This window comes from Roseomonas nitratireducens (assembly GCF_017813355.1).
GTDB classification, from domain to species: Bacteria; Pseudomonadota; Alphaproteobacteria; order Acetobacterales; family Acetobacteraceae; genus Neoroseomonas; species Neoroseomonas nitratireducens.
The window spans coordinates 81,409-105,076 of record NZ_JAGIYZ010000013.1 but is presented as its reverse complement, the minus strand read 5'-3'; the positions used below and the strand labels follow the sequence as shown (position 1 = coordinate 105,076).

Genomic DNA, 23,668 nt, shown 5'->3' with positions numbered 1-23,668 from the left:
GCATGAACGACGCCGTCCCCACCGTCGCCGACGAGGCGACCGCCTTGCTGACGAGCCCGGACCGCTTCATCAACCGGGAGCTGTCCTGGCTCGCCTTCAACCAGCGCGTGCTGGATGAGGCGGAGAACCCCCGCCACCCGCTGCTGGAACGGCTGCGCTTCGTCGCGATCTCGGCGTCGAACCTGGATGAATTCTATTCCGTGCGCGTGGCCGGCCTCGTCGGGCAGGAACGCGCGGGCATCATCAAGCTGAGCCATGACGGGCGGACGCCGACGCAGCAGCTGGTCGCGATCCATGAGCGGGCGCAGGCGCTGATCGGCGGCCAGCAGGCGGCCTGGCAGGAATTGCGCGGCCTGCTGCGCGCGGCGGGCGTCGCGCTGGTGGAACCGGCGGAACTCGACGCGGCGGACCGCGAATGGCTCGACGCCTGGTTCGTCGAGCGCGTCTTCCCGGTGCTGACGCCGCTCGCGGTCGACCCGGCGCATCCCTTCCCCTTCATCGCCAACCTGTCGCTGTGCATGGTGCTGAAGCTGGTGCGGGAGGAGGATGGCGGCACGATGCGCGCGCTGCTGCCGCTGCCCCCGCAGGTGCCGCGCTTCGTCCGCCTGCCGGCGCGCGAGGGCGAGCAGGCGATCCGCTTCGTGCTGCTCGAGGAACTCATCATCCTCTTCCTCCATCGCCTGTTCCCCGGCTTCATCCCGGCCGAGACGGGCCTGTTCCGCGTGATCCGCGACACCGACGTGGAATTCGAGGAGGAGGCGGAGGACCTCGTCCGCTCCTACGAGACCGCGCTGAAGCGCCGCCGGCGCGGCCGACCGATCCGGCTTTCCGTCACCGCCGCGACGCCGGCCGACATGGTCGACTTCGTGACCGAGGAACTGCAGGCGCCGCGCGCGGAGGTCTTCATCGTGGACGGGCTGCTCGGCCTGTCGGACCTGACGCAGCTGATCGTGGACGACCGGCCTGACCTGCTGTTCACGCCGTACACGCCGCGCTTTCCCGAACGCATCCTCGATTTCGGCGGGGATTGCTTCGCGGCGATCCGCGCGAAGGACATCGTCGTCCACCACCCCTACGAATCCTTCGACGTGGTGGTGCAGTTCCTCCGCCAGGCGGCGCGCGACCCGAACGTCGTCGCGATCAAGCAGACGCTCTACCGCACCACGCGCGACAGCCCGATCGCCAAGGCGCTGATCGAGGCGGCGGAAGCCGGCAAGAGCGTGACCGGCATCGTCGAGCTGAAGGCCCGCTTCGACGAGGAGCGCAACATCGCGCTCTCCCGCGAACTGGAAGCGGCCGGCGTGCAGGTGGTGTTCGGCTTCGTCGAGCTGAAGACGCACGCCAAGGTCTCGCTCGTCGTGCGGCGGGAAGGGCAGAACCTCCGCTCCTACGCGCATTTCGGCACGGGCAACTACCATCCCGTCACGGCGCGCATCTACACCGACCTGTCCTACTTCACCGCCGACCCGGCGCTGACGCGCGACGCGGCGAAGCTGTTCAACTTCATGACCGGCTACGCAAGGCCCGAGAGCATGGAGAAGCTCGCCTTCGCGCCGCTGACCATCCGCCCCACGCTGCTCGCCATGATCGAGCAGGAGATCGCCTTCGCGCGCGAAGGCAAGCCGGCGGCGATCTGGATCAAGATGAACAGCCTGGTCGACGAGACGCTGATCGACGCGCTCTACGCCGCGTCCCGCGCCGGAGTGAAGGTGGACGCGGTGGTGCGCGGCATCTGCTGCCTGCGCCCGGGCGTGAAGGGGCTGTCGGAGAACATCCGCGTCAAGTCGATCGTCGGGCGGTTTCTCGAACATTCGCGCGTCTGCGCCTTCGGCAACGGGCACCGCCTGCCCTCCCGCCGCGCCAAGGTGTTCATCAGCAGCGCGGACTGGATGGCGCGCAACATGGACTGGCGCGTCGAGACCATGGTGCCGGTCGAGAACGCGACGGTGCACGCGCAGGTGCTCGACCAGATCATGGTCGTGAACCTCAGGGATTCGATGCAGTCCTGGCAGCTCGGCCCCGATGGCGGCTGGACGCGCCTCAAGGCCGGCGACAAGGCCGTCTCGGCGCATGAATACTTCATGACCAACCCCTCCCTGTCCGGCCGGGGCAGCGCGCTCAAGGGCGCGCAGCGCCGCCAGCGGCCGGACCGGGTGCTGCAGGATTGACCCCATGGACAGCGTGATGCCGGGCGGGCCGCGCGCGCCGCGGTCGGCGGTCGTCGATCTCGGCTCCAACTCCGTCCGCCTCGTCGTCTTCGAGGGACGCGGCCGCAACCCGCTGCCCATCTTCAACGAGAAGGCGGTGCTCGGCCTCGGCCGCGGATTGCAGGCGACCGGCCTGCTGAACGAGGAAGCGGTCGAGCAGGCGCTGACCGTCATGGTCCGCTACGCGACCGTCGCGCGCGCCATGGGCGCCGACCCGGTCGAGGTGCTGGCCACCGCCGCGGTGCGGGACGCGGCGAATGGCGCGGCCTTCGTCGCCGCGCTGCGCGAAAGGCTGCCCGACCTGTCGATCCGCGTGCTGACCGGCCAGCAGGAAGGGCTGCTGTCGGCCGATGGCGTGCTGCTCGGCTTCCCCGAGGCCGACGGCGTGCTGGGCGACATCGGCGGCGGGTCGCTCGAACTCGTGGAACTCTCCGCCGGCCGCGCCGGGCGCGCGGTGAGCCTGCCGCTCGGCGCCATCCGCCTTTCGGAACGCGTCGGCGGCGACATCCAGCGCGGCCGCGCCTACGCGACCGAGGAACTCTCCCGCGTCGACTGGCTCGCGGAATCGGCCGGGCGCGACCTGTACCTGGTGGGCGGCGCCTGGCGCGCGCTGGCGCGCATCCACATCGCGCAGACCGCCTATCCGCTGTCGATCGTGCACCACTACGTGCTGTCGCGGGAGGAAGCGCGCGACCTCGCCGGCGTGGTGATGGCGGCGACGCGCCGCACGCTGGAACGCATGCCCGGCGCGCCGACCAAGCGGCTGGGCGACCTGCCCTGGGCGGCGATGGTGATGCGTCGCCTGCTGCGCGCATCCGGCGCGCGCCGCGTTGTCTTCAGCGCCAACGGCCTGCGGGAGGGCTGGTACGCGACGCAGATCGCCCCCGCCGAGCGCGCGCGCGAACCGCTGATCGCCGCGGCCCAGGACCTGTCCGAACGCTTCGGCCGCGAACCCCGCCTGCCGCCCGCGCTCGCCGCCTGGACCGAGGGGTTGTTCGAGCGCGAGAGCATCGCCGAGGCGGGCCTGCGCAGCGCCGCCTGCTGGGTCAGCGACATCGGCAGCCACGACCACCCCGACTACCGCGCCGAGCACGCCTATTTCCGCGTGCTGCGCCAGCCCGGCGTCGGGCTCGACCACCATGCGCGCGCCTTCCTCGCGATGGCCGTCGCGCTGCGCTACGAGGCCGGGCCCGACGCGGGCTTCCTGGCCGCGGCGCGGGTGCTGCTGGACGTGCCCGCGGTGCGGCGGGCGGAGATCCTCGGCGCGGCGCTGCGGCTCGCCTACACGCTGTCGGGCGGCACGCCGGAACTGCTCTCGGGCACGGCGCTGGCGCGCGACGGCGGCAGGCTGGTGCTGCGGCTGGTCGAGGGCAGCGGCGTCTTCGCCGGCGAAAGCGTGCTGCGGCGCGTCGAGGCGTTGGCGGCGACGCTGGGGCTGGAGGCAGCGGTGGAAGTGGCGGGCTGACCGCGCCTCAACCCGCCGGGATCAGCTTCACCTTCCGCCCATCCACGCCGAGCGCGAGCCGGCCGCTTTTCAGCGCCAGCGCGGCTTCGCCGAACACTTCCCGCCGCCAGCCCTGCAGGGCCGGCACCTCGGCGCCGTCGCCGCCGGCCAGCCGGTCGAGATCCTCGCTGGAGGCGAGCAGGCGCGGGGCCACCTGGTGCTCCTCGCTCTTTGCCGCCAGCAGCACCTTCAGCAGCGCGACGAGGGCGGGGGAGGATGGCGGGCCGGCGCGGTCCTTGGGCGCTTCCGGCAGCGCCTCGTCGGGCAGTTCGCGCCCGGCCTTCACGGCCGCCAGCAGCCCGCTGCCCGAGCGGCCCTTGGCGAAGCCTTCGGATATGCCGCGCGCGCGGGCGAGGTCGGCCACGCTGTCCGGCATCGTCGCCGCGATCTCGAGCAGCGTCTCGTCCTTCACCAGCCGCTGGCGCGGGATGTTGATGCGCTGCGCTTCCCTCTCGCGCCACGCCGCGACCGCCTGCAGCACGCCCAGGAAGCGGCGGTTGCCGGTGCGCGGGCGCAGCCTTTCCCAGGCCGCTTCCGGTTCCGTGCGGTAGGTGGCGGGGTCGGCGAGCGCGGCCATCTCCTCCCCCACCCAGGCGAGCCGACCCTCGCGCCGCAGCTTCGCGTCCAGCACCGAATAGATCTTGCGCAGATGCGTCACGTCCGCGGCCGCATAGGCCTGCTGCGCGGGCGAGAGCGGGCGCGCCGACCAGTCGCTGAAGCGGTGCGCCTTGTCGATCGCGGCCCCGGCCAGCGACCGGCACAGCCCGTCATAGGACACCTGGTCGCCATAGCCCGCGACCATGGCCGCGACCTGCGTGTCGAACAGCGGCGTCGGCACCGCGTCGAACTTCAGCAGGAAGATCTCCACATCCTGCCGCGCGGCGTGGAACACCTTCATCACAGCCGGGTTCGCCAGCAATTCGCCGAGCGGCGCGAGGTCGATGCCCGGCGCCAGCGCATCGACCAGCGCCACTTCCTCCTGCCCCGCGAGCTGCACGAGGCACAGCTCCGGCCAGTAGGTGCGCTCGCGCATGAATTCCGTGTCGACCGTGACGAAGCGCTCGGTCGCCAGCCGGGCGCAGAGCGCGGCCAGGGCCTCGGTCTCGGTGATCAGGGCGGGCGCGGGGTCTGCCGCGGCGGCGGCGGCGGGGCGGCGAGTCATTCCCTTCATTTCTAGTCCCCGGCCCGGCGAAGGGAAAGGTTGCGCGGCGCGCCGGTTGGCCGGGCGGCCCGCCGGGCGCATGCTGCGGCCCGCCCGCGGGAGGGGGCAGCCATGCAGCTTCGCGCGCTCGGCCGGTCGGGGCTTTCGATCCCGCCCATCGTCTTCGGCGGCAATGTCTTCGGCTGGACGGCGGACCGGACCATGTCCTTCCGCCTGCTCGATGCCTGCCTGGACCACGGGTTGGTCGCGATCGACACGGCCGATGTCTATTCCACCTGGGTCGCGGGCCATGCGGGCGGCGAATCGGAAAGCCTGATCGGCGCCTGGCTGAAATCCCGCCCCGGGGTGCGGGACCGGGTGCTGGTGCTGACCAAGTGCGGCATGGAGATCCCCGGCCAGGGCAAGGGCCTGTCGCCGGACTGGATCGCGCGGGCCTGCGATGCCTCGCTCGCCCGGCTCGGGATCGAGACGATCGACCTGTACCAGGCGCACAAGGACGACGAGGGGGTGCCGCTGGCCGAGACGCTCGGCGCCTTCGCCCGGCTGATCGAGGCGGGGAAGGTGCGCGCCATCGGCTCCTCCAACTACACCGCCGCGCGGCTGAAGGCGGCGCTGGAGGTCAGCGCGGCCGAGGGCCTGCCGCGCTTCGAGAGCCACCAGCCGGTCTACAACCTGATGGATCGCGGCATCGAGGCGGACCTGCTGCCGCTCTGCCGCGCCGAGGATGTGGGGGTCATCACCTATTCGGCCCTCGCCTCGGGGTTCCTCACCGGCAAGTACCGGGGGGAGGGGGATCTCGGGAAATCCGTCCGCGGCGCGCGCAGCGTGGCGAAGCACATGGGGCCGAAGGGGGATGCGGTGCTCGCCGCGCTCGATGCGGTGGCGAAGGCGCGGGGGGTGACCCCGACGGCGGTGGCCCTGGCGTGGCAGATCGCCCGGCCGGGCATCACGGCGCCGATCGCGAGCGCGACCAGCCCGGCGCAGCTGGCGGAACTGGCGAAGGCGGCGACGCTGGCGCTGACGGAAGGCGAGATGGCGGGGCTGGATTCGGCGAGCGCCTGACGCCTGGTCAGGCGCCGGCCGGGCCGCCGGCGATGCCGAGGCCGCGCGCCGCCGCCGCGCTAGCTGCCCGGGGTGTCGCCGCCGGAGCCGACGCCCCCGCGCGTCCCGGGCCGCGTCGCCGCGGGCGGGGTCGTCGGGCGCTGCGCCGGGGTCGGGGTCTGCGCCGATCCCACCCTGCGGACGCGCCGCGGCGGGCGGGGGCGGGTCACCTCCGCCATGGCGGGCGTGGCGAACAGCGTGCCGAGCGCCACCCCCAGCAGCCAACGGCGGCCGCGGCGGCCGGGCGTGTCGCTCATCCTGTCCTCCGCCGGCCGGGCCGGGGTGATGCGGGGTCGTCGCGCGAGCCTGTCACCGGCGCGGCGGCCCGGCAACGACGCGCCGCGCGGCGGCGCCGGATCCTTGCAAAATAGGAATAAAATCTGATACCTTCGCCGCCATGGAACCATGCCGCCCGCCCCGGTCTGAGCCTCCCCTTCAGCCCCCCGCCCGCGCCGGCGGGGAATTTGTCCGAAACCGGCATGTCGCGGGACAGGCCGCCATCCGGGCCGCCGCGCTTGACAGGCCAGGGCCTCTCGGTCCCTCTGCGCGGCCTTCCATCCCAGACCACGGTTGCCAGCCCATGCACGCCTACCGCACCCATACCTGCGCGGCGCTCCGCGCCTCCGACGCCGGCAAGACCGTGCGCATCTCCGGCTGGGTGCACCGCAAGCGCGACCATGGCGGGCTGCTGTTCGTCGACCTCCGCGACCATTACGGCATGACGCAATGCGTGGTCGCGGCCGGCTCGCCCCTGCTCGCCACGCTCGAGGAAACCCGCCCCGAAAGCGTCGTGACCATCACGGGGGAGGTGGTGCTGCGCGAGCCCGGCACGGTGAACCCCCGCCTGCCGACCGGCGAGATCGAGCTCCGCGTGCGGGAGGTGGCGATCCAGTCCGCCGCCGAGCAGCTGCCCATCCAGGTGGCCGGCGAGCAGGAATTCCCCGAGGAACTGCGCCTGCGCTACCGGTTCCTCGACCTGCGGCGAGAACGCCAGCACCGCAACATCATGCTGCGCGCTGGCGTCATCGCCTCCATCCGCCGGCGGATGATCGAGCAGGGCTTCACCGAGTTCCAGACGCCGATCCTGACGGCCAGCAGCCCCGAGGGCGCGCGGGACTTCCTGGTGCCGGCGCGCAACCATCCGGGCAAGTTCTACGCGCTGCCGCAGGCGCCGCAACAGTTCAAGCAGCTGGCCATGGTCGCGGGCTTCGACCGCTACTTCCAGATCGCCCCCTGCTTCCGCGACGAGGCGTCCCGCGCCGACCGCTCGCCGGGCGAGTTCTACCAGCTCGACTTCGAGATGAGCTTCGTCACGCAGGAAGACGTCTTCGCCGCGATCGAACCCGTGATCGCCGGCGTGTTCGAGGAATTCGCCGGCGACCGGAAGGTGTACGGCGCGCCCTTCCCGCGCATCGCCTACGACACGGCGATGCTGGAATACGGGTCCGACAAGCCGGACCTGCGCAACCCTCTGCGCATCACGGACGTCACGGAGCACTTCGCGGGCTCGGGCTTCGGGCTGTTCGCGAAGATCGCGGCCTCGGGCGGCATCGTGCGCGCCATCCCGGCGCCGGGGGCGGCCGACAAGCCGCGCGGCTTCTTCGACAAGCTGAACGAATGGGCGCGGGCGGAAGGCGCGGGGGGCCTCGGCTACATCCAGTTCGCCGCCGATGGCGCGAAGGGCCCGATCGCGAAGAACCTCGAAGCCGATCGCGTGGAGGCGATCCGCGCCGCCTGCGGGCTGAACGCGGGCGACGCGGTGTTCTTCGCCGCCGGCAAGAAGGACGAGGCGCCGAAATTCGCCGGCAAGGTGCGCACGCGCCTCGGCGAGGAATTGGACCTGATCGCCCAGAAAGAATTCCGCTTCTGCTGGATCGTCGACTTCCCGATGTACGAGCTGAACGAGGAGACGGGGCAGATCGACTTCAGCCACAACCCCTTCAGCATGCCGCAGGGCGGGCTGGAGGCGCTGAACACGATGAACCCCTTGGACATCAAGGCGTTCCAGTACGACATCGTCTGCAACGGCGTGGAACTCAGCAGCGGCGCGATCCGCAACCACCGTCCGGAGATCATGATCCGCGCCTTCGAGATCGCGGGCTATACGGCCCAGGATGTCGAGGACCGCTTCGGGGGCATGCTGAACGCCTTCCGCTACGGCGCCCCGCCGCATGGCGGATCGGCCCCGGGCATCGACCGCATCGTCATGCTGCTGGCCGAGGAGCCGAACATCCGCGAGGTCATCCTCTTCCCGCTGAACCAGCAGGGGGAGGACCTGATGATGCAGGCCCCCGCGCCGGTGCCGCCCGCGCGGCTGAAGGAACTGCACATCAAGCTCGACCTGCCCCCCGCGAAGGGTGCGGAGAAGCCCAAGGCACCCTAAGTTGGGACTCTCGCCGGACAGCCAGGAGACCAAGATGCGGCTTCGCCTCGCCACTGCCCTGCTCACCGGCCTGGTCCTGGCCGGGCCGGGCCATGCGCAGGCCCCGGCCGCCGTCCCGGTGCCGATGGACCGGCAGATCGGCGCGGAGCACCTCGCGGCGCATCGCGCGGCCTACCGGCTGAGCCTGTCGAACGCGCGGGAGGCCGGGAACATCGCCAGCGCCAACGGCGCCATGGCCTATGAGGTGCTGGACGCCTGCGACGGCTGGACGACGCGCCAGCGCTTCTCCCTGACCATCACGGACCGGGAGGGGACGGAGATCGAGACCGCCTCCGACTACGCCACCTTCGAAAGCCGCGACGGCCGCCGCCTGCGCTTCACCCTGACGCAGATGACCCAGGGCGCGGTCACCAGCCGCGTGTCGGGGGAGGCCGAGCTGCAGGCCGACGGATCGGGCGTGGTCCGCTACTCCGAGCCCGAAGTGAAGGAGGAGAGGCTGCCGCCGGGGACGATGCTGCCGAACCGGCACACCATCCTCTCGCTGAACGCCGCGCGCAGCGGGCAGCGCCTGCTGGTCGGGCCGCTGTTCGACGGAACCTCGGCCGACGGGGTGCAGGACAGCACGACGGTGATGTCCGCCTGGGACGCCCCGCGGGAGGTCGCGGAGTTTCCGTCCCTGTCGCCGCTCGGCTCCGTGCGCATGCGCATCGCCTTCTTCGACCGCGACGCGCAGCAGCAGGGCGGCGGCGCGACGACGCCGTCCTACGAGGTCTCGCTCCGCTACTGGGAGAACGGGATCGCCGACAACCTCACCATGGATTTCCGCGACTTCGTCGTGGATGGCCGGATGGTGAAGCTGGAAGCGGTGCCCGGCGGGTGCTGATCAGCCGCGCCTGAGGTTCCACACGAAGGGGTTCGGCCCCTGGAGCACGCCGGTGATCTCCCGCCGGAAGGCCGTGCGTAGACGGAACAGGCCGGTGGGCGCGAAGGGCACGGCATCCCAGGCGAGTTCCTGCAGGCGGCGCATGGCGCGCGACTGCGCCTCGGCATCCGCGGCCATGATCCAGGCTTCCACCTGCTCCTCCACCGCGGCGTCCGTCGGCCAGCCGGGCCAGGCGGCCTGACCGTTCATGCGGATGGCGAAGGAGACGGCCGGGTTGGCGATGGTCGCGGCCGGCCCGTTGGTGTTGTGCAGGTTCCACCCGCCCTGTGCCGGCGGGTTGCGGTTGCTCCGCCGCGCGAGGGTGGAGGCCCAGTCGCTCTCCACCACCTGGATGTTGACGCCGAGCTGGCGCATCAGCTCGACCGTCAGCCGCCCCTGCTGCGTGACGGCGGGGAAGTCGGACGGGTTGATGTGGATGATGGGCTCGCCGTTGTAGCCGGCCTCCCGCAGCGCGGCGCGCGCGCGGTCCATCGCCGCCGGGCCGCGCGCGGCGGGCTGGAATTCCACGACCCCCGGCAGGCCGCAGGGGAACATGGCGTGGCATTCCTGCCAGTCCCCTTCCAGCGCCACCGCGGCCATGAAGTCTGGCTGCACGATCACGTCGCGGATGGCGCGGCGGACGCGCACATCGTCGAAGGGCTTGTGCAGGTGGTTGAAGCGCAGGAAGCCCAGGAAGCCGTTCGGATCGTAGATCTGCGTGCGCGTGTTGCGGTCGCGTTCCAGCACCGGCACCAGGTCGGGGAGCGGGTATTCGATCCAGTCGATCTCCCCGGTGCGGAGTGCGGCGGCCGCGGTGCCGCCATCGGGAATCCAGATGAGTTCCAGCCGGTCGAAATGCACGCGCTTGCCGCCCGTGGCACCCTCCGCCGGCTCATCCCGCGGCACATAGGCCTCGTTGCGGGCGTAGACGCTGCGGCTGCCCTGCACATACTCCGCGCCGACGAAGCGCCAGGGGCCGGAGCCCACCATGTGCTCGACGCCGAGCGGCCGGTCGGCTGGCAGGGTCGCGATGCGCTCGGGCATCATGAAGCAGGGGGAGGAGCCGGGCTTGGCCAGTGCGTCGAACAGCGCCGGGAAGGGGCGGTGCAGGCGGAAGACGATGGTGCGGTCGTCGGCGGCGCTTAGGTCCGCCGTCGCGCGCAGCAGCACCTGGCCGAAGGAATCCCGGCTGCCCCAGCGCCTGATGGACGCGACGCAGTCCGCCGCGCGCACCGGCTCGCCATCGTGCCAGCGCAGGCCGTCCCGCAGGCGGATGCGGACCGTGCGGCCGTCCTCCGCGACCGCGTGCCCTTCCGCCATCTGCGGCCGTGGGCGGAGCGCGCGGTCGGCGCCGTAGAGCGTGTCGAACACGCAATAGGCATGCGTGGTGATGATGGTGCTCGGGCTGAAGACCGGGTCGAGCGATGCGAGTGCCGCCTGCGGCATGAAGCGCAGCGTGCGGGCGCGGGCGGTCTGGGCGGATGCGGCGCGCGCGAAGGGCGCGGCGGCGGTGGCGGCGAGCAGCGTGCGGCGGTCGAGCATCGTTTCCCCCATGGCCGGCGGAGGAAGCGGGGGCCCGTGCATGGCCGCGCGCTTCCCCCTGGCGGGGAATGAACGCGCGGACGAACGGGTGGCACCGTTCCCTACACCGGTCCGAACCGGATCAGGTTCCATGGGTCGCGGGTGAAGCCCGCCTCTCAGCCCCCGGACGGGGCTCCCCAAGGTGTCCGCCGGCTAGATGCGCCGCTTCGGGCGCGGGCGCAAGGCCGGGGATGCGCGGCGCGGCGGCTCGGCTAGGATGCCCCTGGCCCGAGGAGGAACGACCCATGGTGACGACGACGCTGCCGCCCGTGATCCGGCTGCACCCCGAGGATGGCGTGGTGATCGCCCGCACCGTGCTCGCCCCGGGCACCGAGGTCGCGCCCGGCGTCAGCGTGGGGGATCGGCGCATCCCCGCCGGCCACAAGGTCGCGGTGCGCCCGCATGCGAAGGGGGAACCGATCCGCCGCTATGGCCAGATCATCGGCTTCGCCACCGATGCGATCGTGCCCGGCGCCTGGGTGCACACCCACAACTGCGAAATGGGCGACTTCGCCCGCGACTATGCCTGGGGCGTGGACGCGAAGCCGACCGCCTACATCGACCCGCCCGCGACCTTCATGGGCATCCGCCGCGCCGACGGGCGGGCGGCGACGCGCAACTACATCGGCATCGTCACCTCGGTGAACTGCTCGGCCCATGTGGCGGAACTGATCGCGCGGCAGTTCGAGCGCAACCCGATCACCGGGCATGACCCGCTGGAAGCATGGCCGAATGTCGATGGCGTGGTGGCGCTGACGCACAAGACCGGCTGCGGGATGACGATGGACGAACCGCTGCGCGTGCTGCGCCGGACGCTGGCGGGCTTCGCGCGCCACGCCAATTTCTCCCACGTCATCGCCATCGGCCTGGGGTGCGAGGTGAACCAGCTGGGCCCGATGCTGGAGGAGCAGAAGCTGACCGGCCGGCTGCGCAGCATGGACATCCAGGACAGCGGCGGGTCGCGGTCCACCGTGCTGAAGGGCATGGACTTTGTCCGTGAGGTGCTGGCGGAATCGAACACCGCCAGGCGCGTGCCGGTGCCCGCTTCGGAACTGTGCGTGGCGCTGCAATGCGGCGGGTCGGACGGCTATTCGGGCATCACGGCGAACCCGGCGCTCGGCGCGGCGTCCGACCTGGTGGTGCGGCATGGCGGCACGGTGATCCTGTCGGAAAGCCCGGAGACCTATGGCGCCGAACATCTGCTGACGCGCCGCGCCGTCTCCCGCGAGGTCGGGCAGAAGCTGGTGGACGTGATGCATTGGTGGGAGGAATACACCGCCCGCCAGGGTGCCGAGATGAACGCCAACCCGTCGCCCGGCAACAAGGCGGGCGGGCTGACGACCATCCTGGAAAAGTCGCTGGGTGCGATGGCCAAGGCGGGCACGACGAACCTGGTGGAGGTCTATCGCTACGCCGAGCCCGTCACGGCCAAGGGCTTCGTCTTCATGGACACGCCGGGCTACGACCCGGTGGGGGCGACGGGCCAGGTGGCGGGGGGTGCGAACCTCGTGTGCTTCACCACCGGCCGCGGCAGCGTCTTCGGGATGAAGCCGGCGCCGTCCATCAAGCTCGCGACCAACACCGCGATGCATGAACGCCTGTCGGAAGACATGGACATCAATTGCGGCGAGATCGTCAGCGGCGGGGAAAGCGTGGAGGCCTGCGGCCAGCGCATTTTCGACCTCATGCTCCGCACCGCGTCGGGCGAACCGACGAAGAGCGAGGCGATGGGCTTCGGCGCGCAGGAATTCGCGCCCTGGGTGCTCGGGGCGACGATGTGATCCCGCGCGCGGCGGCGGGGCGGCCGCGGTGACGCGGGACGCGCTGGTGGCCGCGGCGCGGCGGCTGGATGCGGCGGGCTTCATGCCGTCGAAGTCGGGGAACCTGTCGGTCCGCGACGGCGACGGCTTCCTGGTGACGCCGGCGGGCCTTCCCTATGCGCAGACCGATGCGGCGGACATCGTGCGCGTGGCCGCGGACGGAGGTGCCACGGGCCGGCATCGGCCGTCCTCGGAATGGCAGTTGCACGCCGCGGTCTATGCGGCGCGGCCGGATGCGATGGCGGTCGTGCACACGCACAGCCCGCGCGCGACCGCGCTTTCCTGCGCGCGGCGCGGCATCCCGCCCTTCCACTACATGGTGCTGCTGGCGGGCGGGGATGTGCGCTGCGCGGTGCATGCCACCTTCGGCACCGCGGCGCTGGCCGAACACGCGGTGGCGGCGCTGCGGGACAGGCGCGCGGCGTTGCTCGCGAACCATGGCGTGGTGGCGATCGGCGCGACGCTCGCCGCGGCCGTGACCCTGGCGATCGAGGTCGAGAACCTCGCCGGGCAGTACCTGGATCTGCTGGCGGCGGGGCTCGACCCGGTGCTGCTGGACGATGCCGAACTCGCCGCGGCGCGGGCGCAGTTCGCGGGCTATGGCCGCGGCTGAAACGCCGTCACGCCTTCCGCGGCGGCACCACGTCGGCGAACATCTCGTAGGTCTTCCAGGCGGGCTCGACCCGATCGACGCCGCAGCGCGGCACGGTGGGCGAGGCCTCGACCACCCGCATGCGCGGGATGTTGCGCGGGCAGTTGGGGAAGATGTCCACCGGCGTCACGCGCACCAGCGCCTGCGCGCCCTCGAAGCCGGCCATCAGCGGGTCGTCGAGCGCCACCACCGCCGTGCCGTTCACCCGCAGCCGGCGCGGCTTGTCCTCGACGGCGATGAACAGCAGCCCGACATGCGGGTTGGCGCGGATGTTCCCCAGGCTCTTGAACATCCCGTTGCCGTCGTAGTCGGGAAAGACCAGCAGGTCGGGCGCGATCACGCGTGCGAGGCCCGGATCGCCGCCCTTGAAGGAACAGTCGGGCCGTCCTTCCGCATCCGCCGTCGCGAGGAAGAAGAAGGGCAGGGAGGCGACGAAGGCCGCGTCATCCTCGGTGAAGGCGGGGCGCCGGATGCGCTGTTCCATGCGGTCGGCCAGCGCGCGGGTGCCGAAGGCATCCTGAAGGTCCCGGTTGCCCTGATGGTACATGGCCATGGCTGGATCCTCCGCGCCCATGGGCAGAGGACGCACATGGGCGCCGGGGCGGGAGGCTACGCCCGCCGCGACCCGCGCGCGAGCGAAAGCTGGGTCAGCCGACCGGCCCGCGCGTGATGGCGGTGAGCGGCCCGTTGCAGGTGCGGTAGGTGGCCTCGATCCCCGTGATGCCGGCCTTGGCCAGCCTTGCGGCGTGCTTGGCGTGATACGCCTCGGCCGCCGCGCGGGAGCGGAACAGGTAGATGCCGCCGGCCCGCTTCTCCTCGGCCGATTCGGTCCAGATCTTCCACAGAAGGTCGCGCTCGGCGGCGATGTCCTCGGCCAGCGCGCGGATCGCCGCCGCCTGCTCCGGCCCGCCGGGCGGGCGGGCCGGGAAGTCGAAGATCACCAGCGTCGGCGTATCGCTCACCGCCGCTGCTGTTGCTGCTGTTGCTGCTGCGGGCGCGGCGCCGGCGGGGGTTCGAGCGCGCGCTCGATCTCGATCGTCCGGCCCACGTCGAATTGCAGCAGGCAGGCGGCGCGGTCGGCCGCGGCATCGGCGCCGCGCTCGGGATTCGTGCCGGCGAAGTCGCAGCGCCGGTCGCGATAGGCGACCCAGGAGTCCTGCACGGCGGCGAGCGCCGCGCGCCGCGCCGGGTCGGCCTGGGTTTCGAGCAGCCGTTCCACGGCGCGGGACAGGCGCGGGGCGACGGCCGCGCGCTGGCCGTCCATGCAGGACCGGGCGAGGCCCGTATCCTGCGAATTGCCCATGCAGGTGCGCATGTTGCGTTCCACCTGCGTGCCGAGGTCGTCCTGCCGCGGCGCCTGCTGGCGCTGCTGCTGCTGGGCGAGGGCGAGGCCCGGCGCCAGAAGCACCAGGCCGATGAGCGCCGCGCGCATCACGGGGAGGCCACCAGCTTCTGCTGCTGCTCCCCGAGCCCCGCGATGCCCAGCCGCATCACCTGCCCCGCCTTGAGGAAGACCGGCGAGGGCTTCTTGCCCAGGCCCACGCCCGGCGGCGTGCCGGTGAAGATCACGTCGCCCGGGTTGAGCGTGATGCACTGGCTGACATAGGCGATGACCTGCTTCACGCCGAAGATCATGGTGCGCGTCGAGCCATCCTGCTGGCGCACGCCGTCCACGTCGCAGAACATCGACAGGTTCTGCGGGTCGGGCACCTCGTCCTTCGTCACGAGCCAGGGGCCGAGCGGGCCGAAGGTGTCGAAGCCCTTGCCCTTGTCCCAGGCGCCGCCGCGTTCGGCCTGCCATTCGCGTTCGGACACGTCGTTGCCGACGGCGTAGCCCGCGACGTGGTCCAGCGCGTTCTCCTCGCTGACGTACTTGGCGCGCGTGCCGATGATGACGGCGAGCTCGACTTCCCAATCCGTCTTAACGCTGTTGCGCGGAATGACGACGTCGTCGTTCGGGCCCGACAGCGCGTTGAGCGACTTCAGGAAGACGATCGGTTCCTTGGGGATCGGCGCGCCGGTCTCGGCCGCGTGGTCGGCGTAGTTCAGGCCGATGCAGACGAGGTTCTTCATGCCCGTCACGGGCGGACCCAGGCGGGGCGCGCCGCCGACCTTCGGCAGCGAGGCCGGGTCGAGCGCGGCGATGCGCGCGAGGGAGGCCGGCGAGAGCGCATCGCCCGCGATGTCCGGGATCACGCCGGAAAGGTCGCGGATCGCGCCTTCGGAATCGAGAAGGCCCGGCTTTTCAGCCCCGGGCGGTCCGTAGCGCAGCAGCTTCATCTTGGTGTTCCTGGCTGTGGTCCTGGCGGGCCAACATGCCAGGGGAAGGCCGCGGCCGGAAGGGCCGCGGCCGTCGCGACGGTTCAGACCCGGCGCGGCGCCCCGCGCACATGGCCGAACAGGGCGAATCCCGCGGCGACGAAGCCGAGCGCCACCGCCTGGTTCGCCGGCAGCATGATCGTGCCGTTCCAGATCAGCAGGCCGACCAGCATGCAGATGGACCCGAGCGTCATGAAGGCGGGCATCGCCGCTTCATCCACCATGCCCGCCAGCACGACCGCACCCATCATGGCGAGCAGCGGAACGGCAAGTTCAAACCCCATGACGTAGCCTCCTATGAAAACGCCGTCTCATACTCACAAGGTCCATCCGCCGTCTATGACGATGGCCTGGCCTGTAACGAAGGCGCTTTCGTCCGCGGCCAGGTAGACGACCAGGGCGGCCATCTCCTCGGCCGTGGCAAGCCGCCCCATGGCCTGGCGGGCGACGAAGGCCGCGCGCGCCGCCTCGACCGACCCCGCCGCGGCCGCATTGGCCGAGATGCGGTCATGCAGGGACGGCGTGTCCACCGTGCCGGGGCAGAGGCAGTTGCAGCGGATGCCCTGGCCCACATAGTCGGTCGCGATCGACTTGGTCAGCCCGATCACGGCCGCCTTGGTGGTGCCGTACAGGAAGCGGTTCGGCGCGCCCTTCACGGACGAACAGGCGCTCGACATGTTGACGATGCTGCCGCGGCGGCGTTCGAGCATGCCGGGGATGAAGGCGCGGGCCACCTTCCACATGGCGCGCACGTTCAGGCCGAAGCCGAAATCCCATTCCTCGTCCGTGCAGGTCAGGATCGAGTTCTGGTGCACGAAGCCCGCGCAGTTGAACAGCACGTCGATCGGGCCGGCTTCCTTCGCCGCGCGATCGACCGCCGAGTCGTCCAGCACGTCGAGCGGCAGGTGCGTGATGCCGCGCGCGCCGAGGTCCCCGACCTTGTGCGCGTCGCGGTCCGTCGCGATCACCGTCGCCCCTTCCGCGGCCATCATCAGGGCGGCGGCGCGGCCGATCCCCTGGCCCGCGGCGGTGACGAAGCAGCGCTTCCCGGCAAGGCGTCCCGTCATGGGCGGTCCTTCAGTGGTTGTGGCGGCTCTCGCCGCGCGTCTCGAGGATGTTGAGGAACAGCGTCGCCGGTTCGAGGCACCCGCCGGTGCCGAGGCTGCCGACCATGCTGCGGTAGATCTGCTCCCACGGCGTCTTGTCGAGCAGGTCGGGCTTCTTCCACGCCGCCCGCCGCGCGGCGAGTTCCTCCGCCGGGATCAGCACGTCGACGCGCCGCGTCGTCAGGTCGATGCGGATCGGGTCGCCGTCCTTCAGCAGCGCGAGCCCGCCGCCCACGGCCGCTTCCGGCGAGACGTTGAGGATGGAGGGCGAGCCCGAGGTGCCCGATTGCCGCCCATCCCCCATCGTCGGCAGCGCCATCACGCCCTGCTTCAGAAGCGATGCGGGCGGCTGCATGTTCACCACCTCCGCGGCACCCGGATAGCCGACCGGGCCGCAATTGCGGATCACCAGCACGGTCTTGTCGTCGATGCCGAGCGCCGGGTCCTCGATGCGCGCGTGGTAGTCTTCCGGCCCCTCGAAGACGGCAACCTTGCCCTCGAACACGTCGGGCGGGTCGGACAGGAAGCGGTCGCGGAAGGCCTTGTCGATCACGCTGATCTTCATCACCGCGTTGTCGAACAGGTTGCCCGACAGCACGACGAAGCCGGCGCGTTCCTTCATCGGCCTGGCCAGAGGGCGGATCACCTCCGGATCCGGGGCGGGGACGTTGGCGAGGTTCTCCGCCAGGGTCTTGCCCGTGACGGTCATCGCATCGCCATGCAGCAGCCCCGCATCGAGCAGCTGCTTCATCACCGCGGGCACGCCGCCGGCGCGGTAGAAGGCCTCGCCCAGGAAGCGGCCGGCCGGCTGGCAATCGACGATCAGCGGGATGTCGGCGCCGACTCGCTGCCAGTCCTCGACCGTGTGGTCCACGCCCATGTGGCGCGCGATCGCGACCATGTGGACGGGGCAGTTGGAGGACGCGCCGATCGCCGAGGCGACGGCGACCGCGTTCTCGAACGCCTTCTTCGTCATGACGTCGGAGGGGCGGAGATTCTCCTCCACCATCGCCACGATGCGCCGCCCGGTCTCGTAGGCCATCTGCGCGCGCTGGCGGTAGGGGCCGGGGATGGCGGCGCAGCCCGTGATGCTCATGCCCACGGCCTCGGCCAGCGAATTCATCGACAGCGCCGTGCCCATGGTCGAGCAATGGCCGACGCTGGTCGCACTCGCCGCGACCATCTCGATGAAGGTGTCGTTGTCGATCTCCCCCGCGGCGAGCTTCTTGCGCGCCTCCCACACAATGGTGCCGGACCCGGCCAGGCGGCCCTGCCACCAGCCATCCAGCATCGGCCCGCCGGACAGCGCGATGGCCGGGATGTTCACCGTCGCCGCGCCCATCAGCTGCGCCGGCGTCGTCTTGTCGCAGCCCGTGGTCAGCACCACGCCGTCGATCGGATAGCCGTGCAGCACCTCGACCAGGCTGAGATACTGCAGGTTGCGGTCGAGCGCGGCGGTCGGGCGCTTGAGCGTTTCCTGGATGGGATGGACGGGGAATTCCAGCGGCACGCCGCCCGCGTCGCGGATGCCCGCCTTCACGCGTTCCGCCAGCGCGATGTGGTGGCGGTTGCAGGGCGCGATGTCCGACCCGGTCTGGGCGATGCCGATGATCGGGCGGCCGGACTGCAACTCGCCGCGCGTCATGCCGAAGTTCAGCTGCCGCTCGATGTAGAGCGACGTCATGCCCGGGTCGGTCGGGTCGTCGAACCAGCGCTGGCTGCGCAGCCGGAAGGGCCGCTTGGTCTGGTCCTGGTCTGCCATCGTGCTTCCCCCGGTGCGGCTATTCCGGGGAAGCGTGGTTTGACGGCGCCCGGGCTGTCAACGCCCGGGCGCCGGCAGGGCTCAGGGGTAGTTGATGTCGGTCAGGTTGCAGGTGTTGACCTGCATCCGCTCGATCGAGCGGCCGCCTTCGATCACGATGCGGATGTCGTTGGTGCACTGGCCGTCCGGCAGGCGGACGACGAAGGTCTGGCCCGGCGGCAGGACGTTCGCGCCGAGCAGGTCGCGGCCCCAGTTCTGGTCCTGGGAGGAGGACACGTAGACCTCCATGATCGTCTGGTTCGACCGGTTGTTCAGCCGGAAGGACGGGTCCGTGCTCTGCGCGGCGGCGGCGCCGGCGAAGCCGAGCATACCGGCGGCGCAGGCGAGGAGGAGGCGGCGATGCATCATGTGTCGTGTTCCATCGGGGCCGCCGGATCGGCGACGCAACAGCCCTCGCACACTCCGCCTTGCCCGACCATGAAGATCTTCAGGCCGCGGCCGTTTCCTCGAGGAAGCCCTGCACGGTCTGGAACAGCGCGCCGCGGTTGCGCTCCATCAGGATGGTGTGGGTGCCTTCCGCCAGCATGACCAGGCGCTTGCCCGGGCTGTTGGTGAGCAGCGGGAAGATCGCGGTCGCCATGGAAGGCGGCGTGTCGCGGTCCCATTCCGCCACCACCAGCAGCGTCGGCGCCGTGACCTTGGCCGGGTCCCAGTAGGGCCGGCCGGCCTGGGCGTATTCCCGGCTGTCGAGCAGCACGCCGTTCGGCGCCCGCAGGACGGAAGGATTGCGCCGCAGCCCGTCCGGGTCGGTCGCCCAGGTGACGCCGGCCCAGTGCTCGAACCAGCCCGGCGGGATCAGGCCGGCGCGCTTGGCCTCCGGCACGCCGTTCATCCAGCGCTCCCGCGCCTGGGCCTGCGTCACGGTCCGCCAGGCGCCGAGCGTCGCGCCGGTGCTCGCGGCCGCGGGGCTCGCCCCTTCGCGCAGCCAGGGCGGCGCGAACAGGATCAGGCGCTCGACCTGGGACGGGTTGTCGGCGGCGAAGCGGCCCATCAGCGTGCTGCCCCAGGACCAGCCCATGTGCACGATGCGCGGCAGGCCGCGATGGGCGCGGATGAAGGCCGCGACGGCGGAGATGTCGGCCACCGCGGTGTCGCCGCGCACGATGGGCGGGTTCGCCTCGGCCGGCTGCGCCATCTCCGGCGGGCGGGTCGACCGGCCATAGCCGCGGATGTCCATGCACCAGACGTCGAAGCCGCGCCCGGCGATGTAGTCCATCCAGGACAGCCCGCCGAGCGGCAGGTCGAAGGCGGTGTGCGCCGGATAGGTCGCGCCGTGCACGAACAGGATGCTGCGCCCCGGCGCGAAGGCGGTCATCGATTCGGGCCGCTTGTTGCGGACGAACAGCTCGATCCCCGGGTCGCCGCTCGGCACCATGTATTCCTCGGTGGCCAGCGATGGCGCCTGGGCGGCGGCGGTGCTCGCCAGGATGGGCGCGGCGAGCGGGGTGGCGATCAGGGCACGACGGTGCATGGCGGCCTCGTCTCGGATTCGGCGCCATAGATAGCGCGCAAGGTGGCGGCGCGCACCGTGCCGCACTACAGGGGCGGCATGAAAGCCGGGAACATCGCCGCGACGGCCCCCCCGCCGCGCCGCGCGGGCTGGCGCGCGGAAGCGGCGGCGATGGTCCTCCTCGCCTGGCCGCTCGTGCTGACCAACCTGTCGCAGATGGCCATGGCGGTGACCGAGACCCTGCTGCTCGGCCGCGTGGGGACCGAGGCGATGGCGGCCGGGATGCTCGGCTCAAGCCTGTATTTCGCCGTCATCGCGCCGGCCTTCGGGCTCGCGCTCGCCGCCGCGCCGCTGCTGGCCCTGGCGCGGGGGGAAGGCCGGCGGGCCCATGGGGCGGGGCGCGGCTGGGTACGGGAGATGCGGCGCTCGCTGCGCGCGGCGCTCTGGGCCTGCGCCATCGCGTCGCTGCCCTCGGGGCTGGTGCTGTGGCATGCGGGGGCGCTGCTGGTCGCCACCGGGCAGGACCCGGCGCTCGCCGCGCTGGCGCAGGACTACACGCGCGCCGCGCTGTGGAGCCTGCCGGGCTTCTGCGCCTTCGTCGTGCTGCGCGGCTTCCTCGCGGCGATGGAACGCCCGGCGGCGGCCATGTGGATCGCGCTGGCCGGCGTGGTGCTGAACATCCCCGTCGCCTGGGCGCTGATCGTGCCGGCGGGGCTCGGCGTGACCGGCGCCGGCATCGCCGCGACCATCGCGGATACGGGCATCTTCGTCGCGCTCCTGGCCGTCGTGGCGCGGGACCGGGTGTTCCGCCGCTTCCATCTGTTCGGGCGCATCTGGCGTCCCGATCCGCCAAGGCTCGGCCGCGTCTTCGCGCTCGGCCTGCCCATCGCCGGGTCCATGCTGCTCGAGATCGGCGTCTTCACCGCCGCCGCGCTGGCGATGGGCTGGTTCGGCGCGGTCGCGGTCGCCGCCCATGCCATCGCCGTGCAGACCGCGACGATCACCTTCATGGTGCCGATGGGCATCGGCCAGGCGGCGACGGCACGCGTCGGGCTCGCGCTGGGCGCGGGCGACCGGGCGGGCGCGGCGCTGGCCGGCTGGACCGCGATCGCGCTCGGCGGTGGCTTCATGGCGGCGATGGCGGCGGTGCTGGTCGCCGGGGCGGATGGCATCGCCGCCGCCTTCATCGACGCGGCCGACCCTTCCGCGGCGGATGTCCGCGCCCTGGGTGCCACGCTGCTCGTCGTCGCGGGCGTGTTCCAGCTGGTGGACGGCGTGCAGGTCGTGGCCGGCGGCGCGCTGCGCGGCCTCGCCGACACGCGCGTGCCGATGCTCTTCGCCGCGCTGGGCTATTGGGGCCTTGCCTTCCCGGCGGGGCTCGCGCTGGCCTGGTGGGCGGGGCTCGGCCCGGCCGGGCTCTGGATCGGGCTCGCGCTGGGGCTCGCGCTGGTGGCGGTGATGATGACGCTGCGCTGGCGGCGACTGTCAGCCTGAGAACAGGGCGCGCGCCACCACCATTCGCTGGATCTCCGAGGTGCCGTCCAGGATGCGCAGCAGCCGCACGTCGCGGTACAGCCGCTCGATCGCGGCGCCGCGCATGTAGCCTTCCCCGCCATGGACCTGCAGCACGCGGTCGGCGACGCGGCAGGCGGCCTCGGTCGCGAAGAGCTTCGCCGCGGCGGCATCCGCCGGGCGCAGGGTCCCGTCGTCGCGCGCGCGGGCGAGGTCGAGCGCGAGGCAGCGCGCGGCCAGTGCCTCCGCCACGCTGTCCGCCAGCAGCGCCGCGACCGCCGGCTGGTCGGCGATCGGCCCGCCGAACTGCCGGCGCGCCAGCGCATGGCGCCGGCCTTCCTCGACCATGCGTTCCATCAGCCCGGCGCAGAGCGCGGCCAGGTGCAGCCGCACCTTGTCGAGGCCCGCGAGCGCGAGTTTCAGCCCTTCGCCTTCCGCGCCCACGAGGGCATCGGCGGGCACGCGCGCATCCTCGAAGGCGATGTCGGCCACGGCCGCCCCGCGCATGCCCATCTTGGCCTGGGCGGGCAGGATGGCGATGCCGGGCGTGGCCGGGTCGATGGCGAAGGCCGACACGCCGCGCGCGCCATTGCCCCCGGTGCGGGCCATGACCATCAGCATCCCGGCCTCGGGCGCGTTGGTCACCCAGCGCTTGCGTCCGGTGATGCGCCAGCCGTCGCCATCGCGCACCGCGCGTGTCGTGAGCGAGGCCGCGTCCGACCCGGCCTCGGGTTCGGAGAGGCAGAAGCAGGCGATGAGGTCCCCGCGCGCGAGGCCCGGCAGCCAGCGCGCCTTCTGCGCCCCGGTCCCCGCGCGCAGCAGGATCTGCGCCGCACCCCCGGAATTCAGCGCGTAGACGGCGCGATAGGCGGGTGCGGCGCGGCCGAGGACGAGCATCAGCCCGGCCTCCTCCTCCATCGTCAGGCCTAGCCCGCCATGGGCTTCGGGGATCGAGATGCCGAACAGCCCGTGGGCGCGCAGCGCGGCGCGCGCCGGCTCCGGCATCCGGTCCTCCTCGTCCATCCGCGCCTCGGCGGGGATGAGGATGTCGTCCACCAGCCTGCGCGCCGCGGCCAGGCGCGCGGCCTGCGCCGCGGCGTCGCGGATCATCAGTCGCTCTCGGGCGGGATGACGTTCGTCTCCAGCCCTTCCACCAGCACGTCGCGCATCGTCTCCGCGCTTTTCAGCCGGATGTCGTCCCAGGCCTCGGGCGTGTGGAAGGCGATGTGCGGGCAGATGATGAGCCGCCCGGTCAGCCATTCCTCCCGGTCGCGATAGGCGCGCAGCAGGGAGGGGATGGGCTCGACCGGCGGCTCGACGGGGATGACGTCGAGCCCCGCCGCGGCGACATGGCCTTCGCGCATCACCCGTTCCAGCGCGTCGATGTCGAGGATCGGCCCGCGCGCGGTGTTGATGACGACGGCGTTCTGCGGCAGCAGGCGCAATTCCCGTTCGCCCACCAGCCCGCGCGTGCGGCGCGTCAGCGGGCAATGGATCGAGAGCACGTCGGCCTGGGCCAGCATCTCGTCCATGGTGCGGCAGCGCGTGACGCCGATGGCGCGGTCCGCGCCGTTCGGCAGCGCCGGGTCGTAGAACACCACGCGCCAGCCGAGCGCCTTGGCGCGCAGCGCCGCCGCCGTGCCGATGCGCCCGAGGCCCAGGATGCCGAAGGTCTGCACCTCCTGCCGCCGCACGGCGGGGTGGGGCATGACGCCCCAGCGCGCCGGGTCCGGGCCGCGCTGGGTGTCGTGGTACATCGTCAGGCCACGGCGCAGCGCGAGCGCCATCAGCACCGCGAATTCGGCGACTTCCTGCGTGCCGTAGTCGGGCACGTTGCAGACCTTGATGCCGCGCGCGGCCGCCGCGGCGCGGTCGACGCGGTCATAGCCCACGCCCATGCGGATGATGACTTGCAGCTTCGGAAAGCGCGCGATCTGGTCGGCCGGGACCGCCATGCGCAGCGTCATCAGCGCATCGGCCTGCTGGCACAATTCGTCCGGCAGTTCCGCCAGCGAGGATTTGCACGCGCCCTGCAAGATGCGGACGGAAGGCCCCATGATCCGCTGCTCGAGCGAGGTGTCGGGATAGAGCCCCTCGGGCTCGAGCACGGTCAGCGTCACGCGGCGT

At 71.9% G+C, this 23,668-nt stretch carries 22 protein-coding genes and 1 riboswitch; of the genes, 8 read left to right on the top strand and 14 right to left on the bottom strand.

Annotated features, from left to right (window positions below; translation table 11 throughout):
• Positions 1-2 precede the first annotated feature (2 nt).
• Positions 3-2,168 carry an RNA degradosome polyphosphate kinase gene (locus J5Y09_RS14505; RefSeq protein WP_209352516.1) on the top strand — a complete coding sequence of 722 codons (2,166 nt, stop codon included), beginning with the start codon at positions 3-5 and terminating at the stop codon, positions 2,166-2,168.
• A gap of 4 nt (positions 2,169-2,172) precedes the next feature.
• Positions 2,173-3,672 carry a Ppx/GppA family phosphatase gene (locus J5Y09_RS14500; RefSeq protein WP_245217128.1) on the top strand — a complete coding sequence of 500 codons (1,500 nt, stop codon included), beginning with the start codon at positions 2,173-2,175 and terminating at the stop codon, positions 3,670-3,672.
• A 7-nt stretch (positions 3,673-3,679) separates the two neighbouring features.
• On the opposite strand, the gene rnd is transcribed toward J5Y09_RS14500, so the two are convergent.
• Positions 3,680-4,873 (bottom strand): ribonuclease D, encoded by a 1,194-nt coding sequence (gene rnd / locus J5Y09_RS14495; RefSeq protein WP_209352515.1) that lies wholly within the window; start codon positions 4,871-4,873, stop codon positions 3,680-3,682.
• Positions 4,874-4,984: 111 nt separating this feature from the next.
• On the opposite strand from rnd, the gene J5Y09_RS14490 reads away from it, so the two are divergent.
• Positions 4,985-5,935: an aldo/keto reductase gene (locus tag J5Y09_RS14490; RefSeq protein ID WP_209352514.1), complete on the top strand. Its 951-nt coding sequence runs from the start codon at positions 4,985-4,987 to the stop codon at positions 5,933-5,935.
• A 59-nt stretch (positions 5,936-5,994) separates the two neighbouring features.
• On the opposite strand, the gene J5Y09_RS14485 is transcribed toward J5Y09_RS14490, so the two are convergent.
• Positions 5,995-6,231, bottom strand: a complete 237-nt coding sequence (locus tag J5Y09_RS14485) for a hypothetical protein (protein WP_209352513.1) — start codon at positions 6,229-6,231, stop codon at positions 5,995-5,997.
• A 323-nt stretch (positions 6,232-6,554) separates the two neighbouring features.
• Between J5Y09_RS14485 and aspS the strand changes: the two genes are divergently transcribed.
• Complete coding sequence (aspS, locus tag J5Y09_RS14480) at positions 6,555-8,357, top strand: aspartate--tRNA ligase (RefSeq protein ID WP_209352512.1); 1,803 nt, start codon at positions 6,555-6,557, stop codon at positions 8,355-8,357.
• 34 nt (positions 8,358-8,391) lie between these two features.
• Positions 8,392-9,240 (top strand): EipB family protein, encoded by an 849-nt coding sequence (locus J5Y09_RS14475; protein ID WP_245217127.1) that lies wholly within the window; start codon positions 8,392-8,394, stop codon positions 9,238-9,240.
• On the opposite strand, the gene J5Y09_RS14470 is transcribed toward J5Y09_RS14475, so the two are convergent.
• Positions 9,241-10,821, bottom strand: a complete 1,581-nt coding sequence (locus J5Y09_RS14470; protein WP_209352511.1) for an ABC transporter substrate-binding protein — start codon at positions 10,819-10,821, stop codon at positions 9,241-9,243.
• A gap of 80 nt (positions 10,822-10,901) precedes the next feature.
• Positions 10,902-11,010, bottom strand: a riboswitch (TPP riboswitch).
• Positions 11,011-11,105: 95 nt separating this feature from the next.
• Here J5Y09_RS14470 and J5Y09_RS14465 point away from each other — a divergent pair.
• Together J5Y09_RS14465 and J5Y09_RS14460 are read left to right on the top strand one after the other, a co-directional pair.
• A complete protein-coding gene (locus J5Y09_RS14465; RefSeq protein ID WP_209352510.1) occupies positions 11,106-12,641 on the top strand; it encodes a UxaA family hydrolase in 1,536 nt (511 codons plus the stop codon).
• A 28-nt stretch (positions 12,642-12,669) separates the two neighbouring features.
• The gene (locus tag J5Y09_RS14460) at positions 12,670-13,293 is read left to right on the top strand and encodes a class II aldolase/adducin family protein (RefSeq protein ID WP_342451484.1); all 624 of its coding nucleotides are present in this window, start codon (positions 12,670-12,672) and stop codon (positions 13,291-13,293) included.
• Positions 13,294-13,300: 7 nt separating this feature from the next.
• Here the strand turns inward: J5Y09_RS14460 and J5Y09_RS14455 are convergent, their stop codons facing one another.
• The 9 genes from J5Y09_RS14455 to J5Y09_RS14415 all read right to left on the bottom strand — a co-directional run bounded on the left by J5Y09_RS14455 (position 13,301) and on the right by J5Y09_RS14415 (position 20,050).
• Positions 13,301-13,885 (bottom strand): pyridoxamine 5'-phosphate oxidase family protein, encoded by a 585-nt coding sequence (locus J5Y09_RS14455; protein WP_209352509.1) that lies wholly within the window; start codon positions 13,883-13,885, stop codon positions 13,301-13,303.
• 94 nt (positions 13,886-13,979) lie between these two features.
• On the bottom strand, positions 13,980-14,294 hold the full coding sequence (locus J5Y09_RS14450; RefSeq protein WP_342451483.1) for a YdhR family protein: 315 nt from the start codon (positions 14,292-14,294) through the stop codon (positions 13,980-13,982).
• Entirely contained in the window at positions 14,291-14,764 is a 474-nt protein-coding gene (locus J5Y09_RS14445; protein WP_209352508.1) for a lysozyme inhibitor LprI family protein, read from the bottom strand. Before J5Y09_RS14445 ends, J5Y09_RS14450 begins: the two co-directional genes overlap by 4 nt.
• Positions 14,764-15,612, bottom strand: a complete 849-nt coding sequence (locus tag J5Y09_RS14440; RefSeq protein WP_209352507.1) for a fumarylacetoacetate hydrolase family protein — start codon at positions 15,610-15,612, stop codon at positions 14,764-14,766. The genes J5Y09_RS14445 and J5Y09_RS14440 overlap by 1 nt, the downstream gene beginning before the upstream one ends.
• A gap of 83 nt (positions 15,613-15,695) precedes the next feature.
• The gene (locus tag J5Y09_RS14435; RefSeq protein WP_198375941.1) at positions 15,696-15,935 is read right to left on the bottom strand and encodes a hypothetical protein; all 240 of its coding nucleotides are present in this window, start codon (positions 15,933-15,935) and stop codon (positions 15,696-15,698) included.
• 33 nt (positions 15,936-15,968) lie between these two features.
• A complete protein-coding gene (locus J5Y09_RS14430) occupies positions 15,969-16,718 on the bottom strand; it encodes an SDR family oxidoreductase (RefSeq protein WP_209352506.1) in 750 nt (249 codons plus the stop codon).
• Between the two features lie 10 nt (positions 16,719-16,728).
• Entirely contained in the window at positions 16,729-18,519 is a 1,791-nt protein-coding gene (locus J5Y09_RS14425; protein WP_209352505.1) for an IlvD/Edd family dehydratase, read from the bottom strand.
• A gap of 81 nt (positions 18,520-18,600) precedes the next feature.
• Entirely contained in the window at positions 18,601-18,927 is a 327-nt protein-coding gene (locus tag J5Y09_RS14420) for a hypothetical protein (protein WP_209352504.1), read from the bottom strand.
• A gap of 79 nt (positions 18,928-19,006) precedes the next feature.
• Complete coding sequence (locus tag J5Y09_RS14415) at positions 19,007-20,050, bottom strand: alpha/beta hydrolase (protein WP_209352503.1); 1,044 nt, start codon at positions 20,048-20,050, stop codon at positions 19,007-19,009.
• Between the two features lie 78 nt (positions 20,051-20,128).
• Here J5Y09_RS14415 and J5Y09_RS14410 point away from each other — a divergent pair, with 78 nt between their 5' ends.
• Positions 20,129-21,523: an MATE family efflux transporter gene (locus tag J5Y09_RS14410; protein ID WP_245217126.1), complete on the top strand. Its 1,395-nt coding sequence runs from the start codon at positions 20,129-20,131 to the stop codon at positions 21,521-21,523.
• Here J5Y09_RS14410 and J5Y09_RS14405 read toward each other — a convergent pair.
• Complete coding sequence (locus J5Y09_RS14405) at positions 21,515-22,651, bottom strand: acyl-CoA dehydrogenase family protein (RefSeq protein ID WP_209352502.1); 1,137 nt, start codon at positions 22,649-22,651, stop codon at positions 21,515-21,517. The genes J5Y09_RS14410 and J5Y09_RS14405 overlap by 9 nt on opposite strands.
• The gene (locus tag J5Y09_RS14400) at positions 22,651-23,661 is read right to left on the bottom strand and encodes an NAD(P)-dependent oxidoreductase (RefSeq protein WP_342451482.1); all 1,011 of its coding nucleotides are present in this window, start codon (positions 23,659-23,661) and stop codon (positions 22,651-22,653) included. The genes J5Y09_RS14405 and J5Y09_RS14400 overlap by 1 nt, the downstream gene beginning before the upstream one ends.
• Positions 23,662-23,668: the final 7 nt, after the last annotated feature.

What these genes read in the sequence shown, in the direction of transcription:
- J5Y09_RS14410 (WP_245217126.1), top strand. Translation starts at nt 20,129, where the DNA reads ATGAAAGCCGGGAACATCGCCGCGACGGCCCCCCCGCCGCGCCGCGCG.
- J5Y09_RS14505 (WP_209352516.1), top strand. Translation starts at nt 3, where the DNA reads ATGAACGACGCCGTCCCCACCGTCGCCGACGAGGCGACCGCCTTGCTG.
- J5Y09_RS14470 (WP_209352511.1), bottom strand. Translation starts at nt 10,821, where the DNA reads ATGCTCGACCGCCGCACGCTGCTCGCCGCCACCGCCGCCGCGCCCTTC.
- J5Y09_RS14475 (WP_245217127.1), top strand. Translation starts at nt 8,392, where the DNA reads ATGCGGCTTCGCCTCGCCACTGCCCTGCTCACCGGCCTGGTCCTGGCC.
- J5Y09_RS14420 (WP_209352504.1), bottom strand. Translation starts at nt 18,927, where the DNA reads ATGATGCATCGCCGCCTCCTCCTCGCCTGCGCCGCCGGTATGCTCGGC.
- J5Y09_RS14425 (WP_209352505.1), bottom strand. Translation starts at nt 18,519, where the DNA reads ATGGCAGACCAGGACCAGACCAAGCGGCCCTTCCGGCTGCGCAGCCAG.
- J5Y09_RS14430 (WP_209352506.1), bottom strand. Translation starts at nt 16,718, where the DNA reads ATGACGGGACGCCTTGCCGGGAAGCGCTGCTTCGTCACCGCCGCGGGC.
- aspS (WP_209352512.1), top strand. Translation starts at nt 6,555, where the DNA reads ATGCACGCCTACCGCACCCATACCTGCGCGGCGCTCCGCGCCTCCGAC.
- rnd (WP_209352515.1), bottom strand. Translation starts at nt 4,873, where the DNA reads ATGACTCGCCGCCCCGCCGCCGCCGCCGCGGCAGACCCCGCGCCCGCC.
- J5Y09_RS14465 (WP_209352510.1), top strand. Translation starts at nt 11,106, where the DNA reads ATGGTGACGACGACGCTGCCGCCCGTGATCCGGCTGCACCCCGAGGAT.
- J5Y09_RS14415 (WP_209352503.1), bottom strand. Translation starts at nt 20,050, where the DNA reads ATGCACCGTCGTGCCCTGATCGCCACCCCGCTCGCCGCGCCCATCCTG.
- J5Y09_RS14455 (WP_209352509.1), bottom strand. Translation starts at nt 13,885, where the DNA reads ATGGCCATGTACCATCAGGGCAACCGGGACCTTCAGGATGCCTTCGGC.
- J5Y09_RS14405 (WP_209352502.1), bottom strand. Translation starts at nt 22,651, where the DNA reads ATGATCCGCGACGCCGCGGCGCAGGCCGCGCGCCTGGCCGCGGCGCGC.
- J5Y09_RS14445 (WP_209352508.1), bottom strand. Translation starts at nt 14,764, where the DNA reads ATGCGCGCGGCGCTCATCGGCCTGGTGCTTCTGGCGCCGGGCCTCGCC.
- J5Y09_RS14500 (WP_245217128.1), top strand. Translation starts at nt 2,173, where the DNA reads ATGGACAGCGTGATGCCGGGCGGGCCGCGCGCGCCGCGGTCGGCGGTC.
- J5Y09_RS14490 (WP_209352514.1), top strand. Translation starts at nt 4,985, where the DNA reads ATGCAGCTTCGCGCGCTCGGCCGGTCGGGGCTTTCGATCCCGCCCATC.
- J5Y09_RS14485 (WP_209352513.1), bottom strand. Translation starts at nt 6,231, where the DNA reads ATGAGCGACACGCCCGGCCGCCGCGGCCGCCGTTGGCTGCTGGGGGTG.
- J5Y09_RS14440 (WP_209352507.1), bottom strand. Translation starts at nt 15,612, where the DNA reads ATGAAGCTGCTGCGCTACGGACCGCCCGGGGCTGAAAAGCCGGGCCTT.
- J5Y09_RS14435 (WP_198375941.1), bottom strand. Translation starts at nt 15,935, where the DNA reads ATGGGGTTTGAACTTGCCGTTCCGCTGCTCGCCATGATGGGTGCGGTC.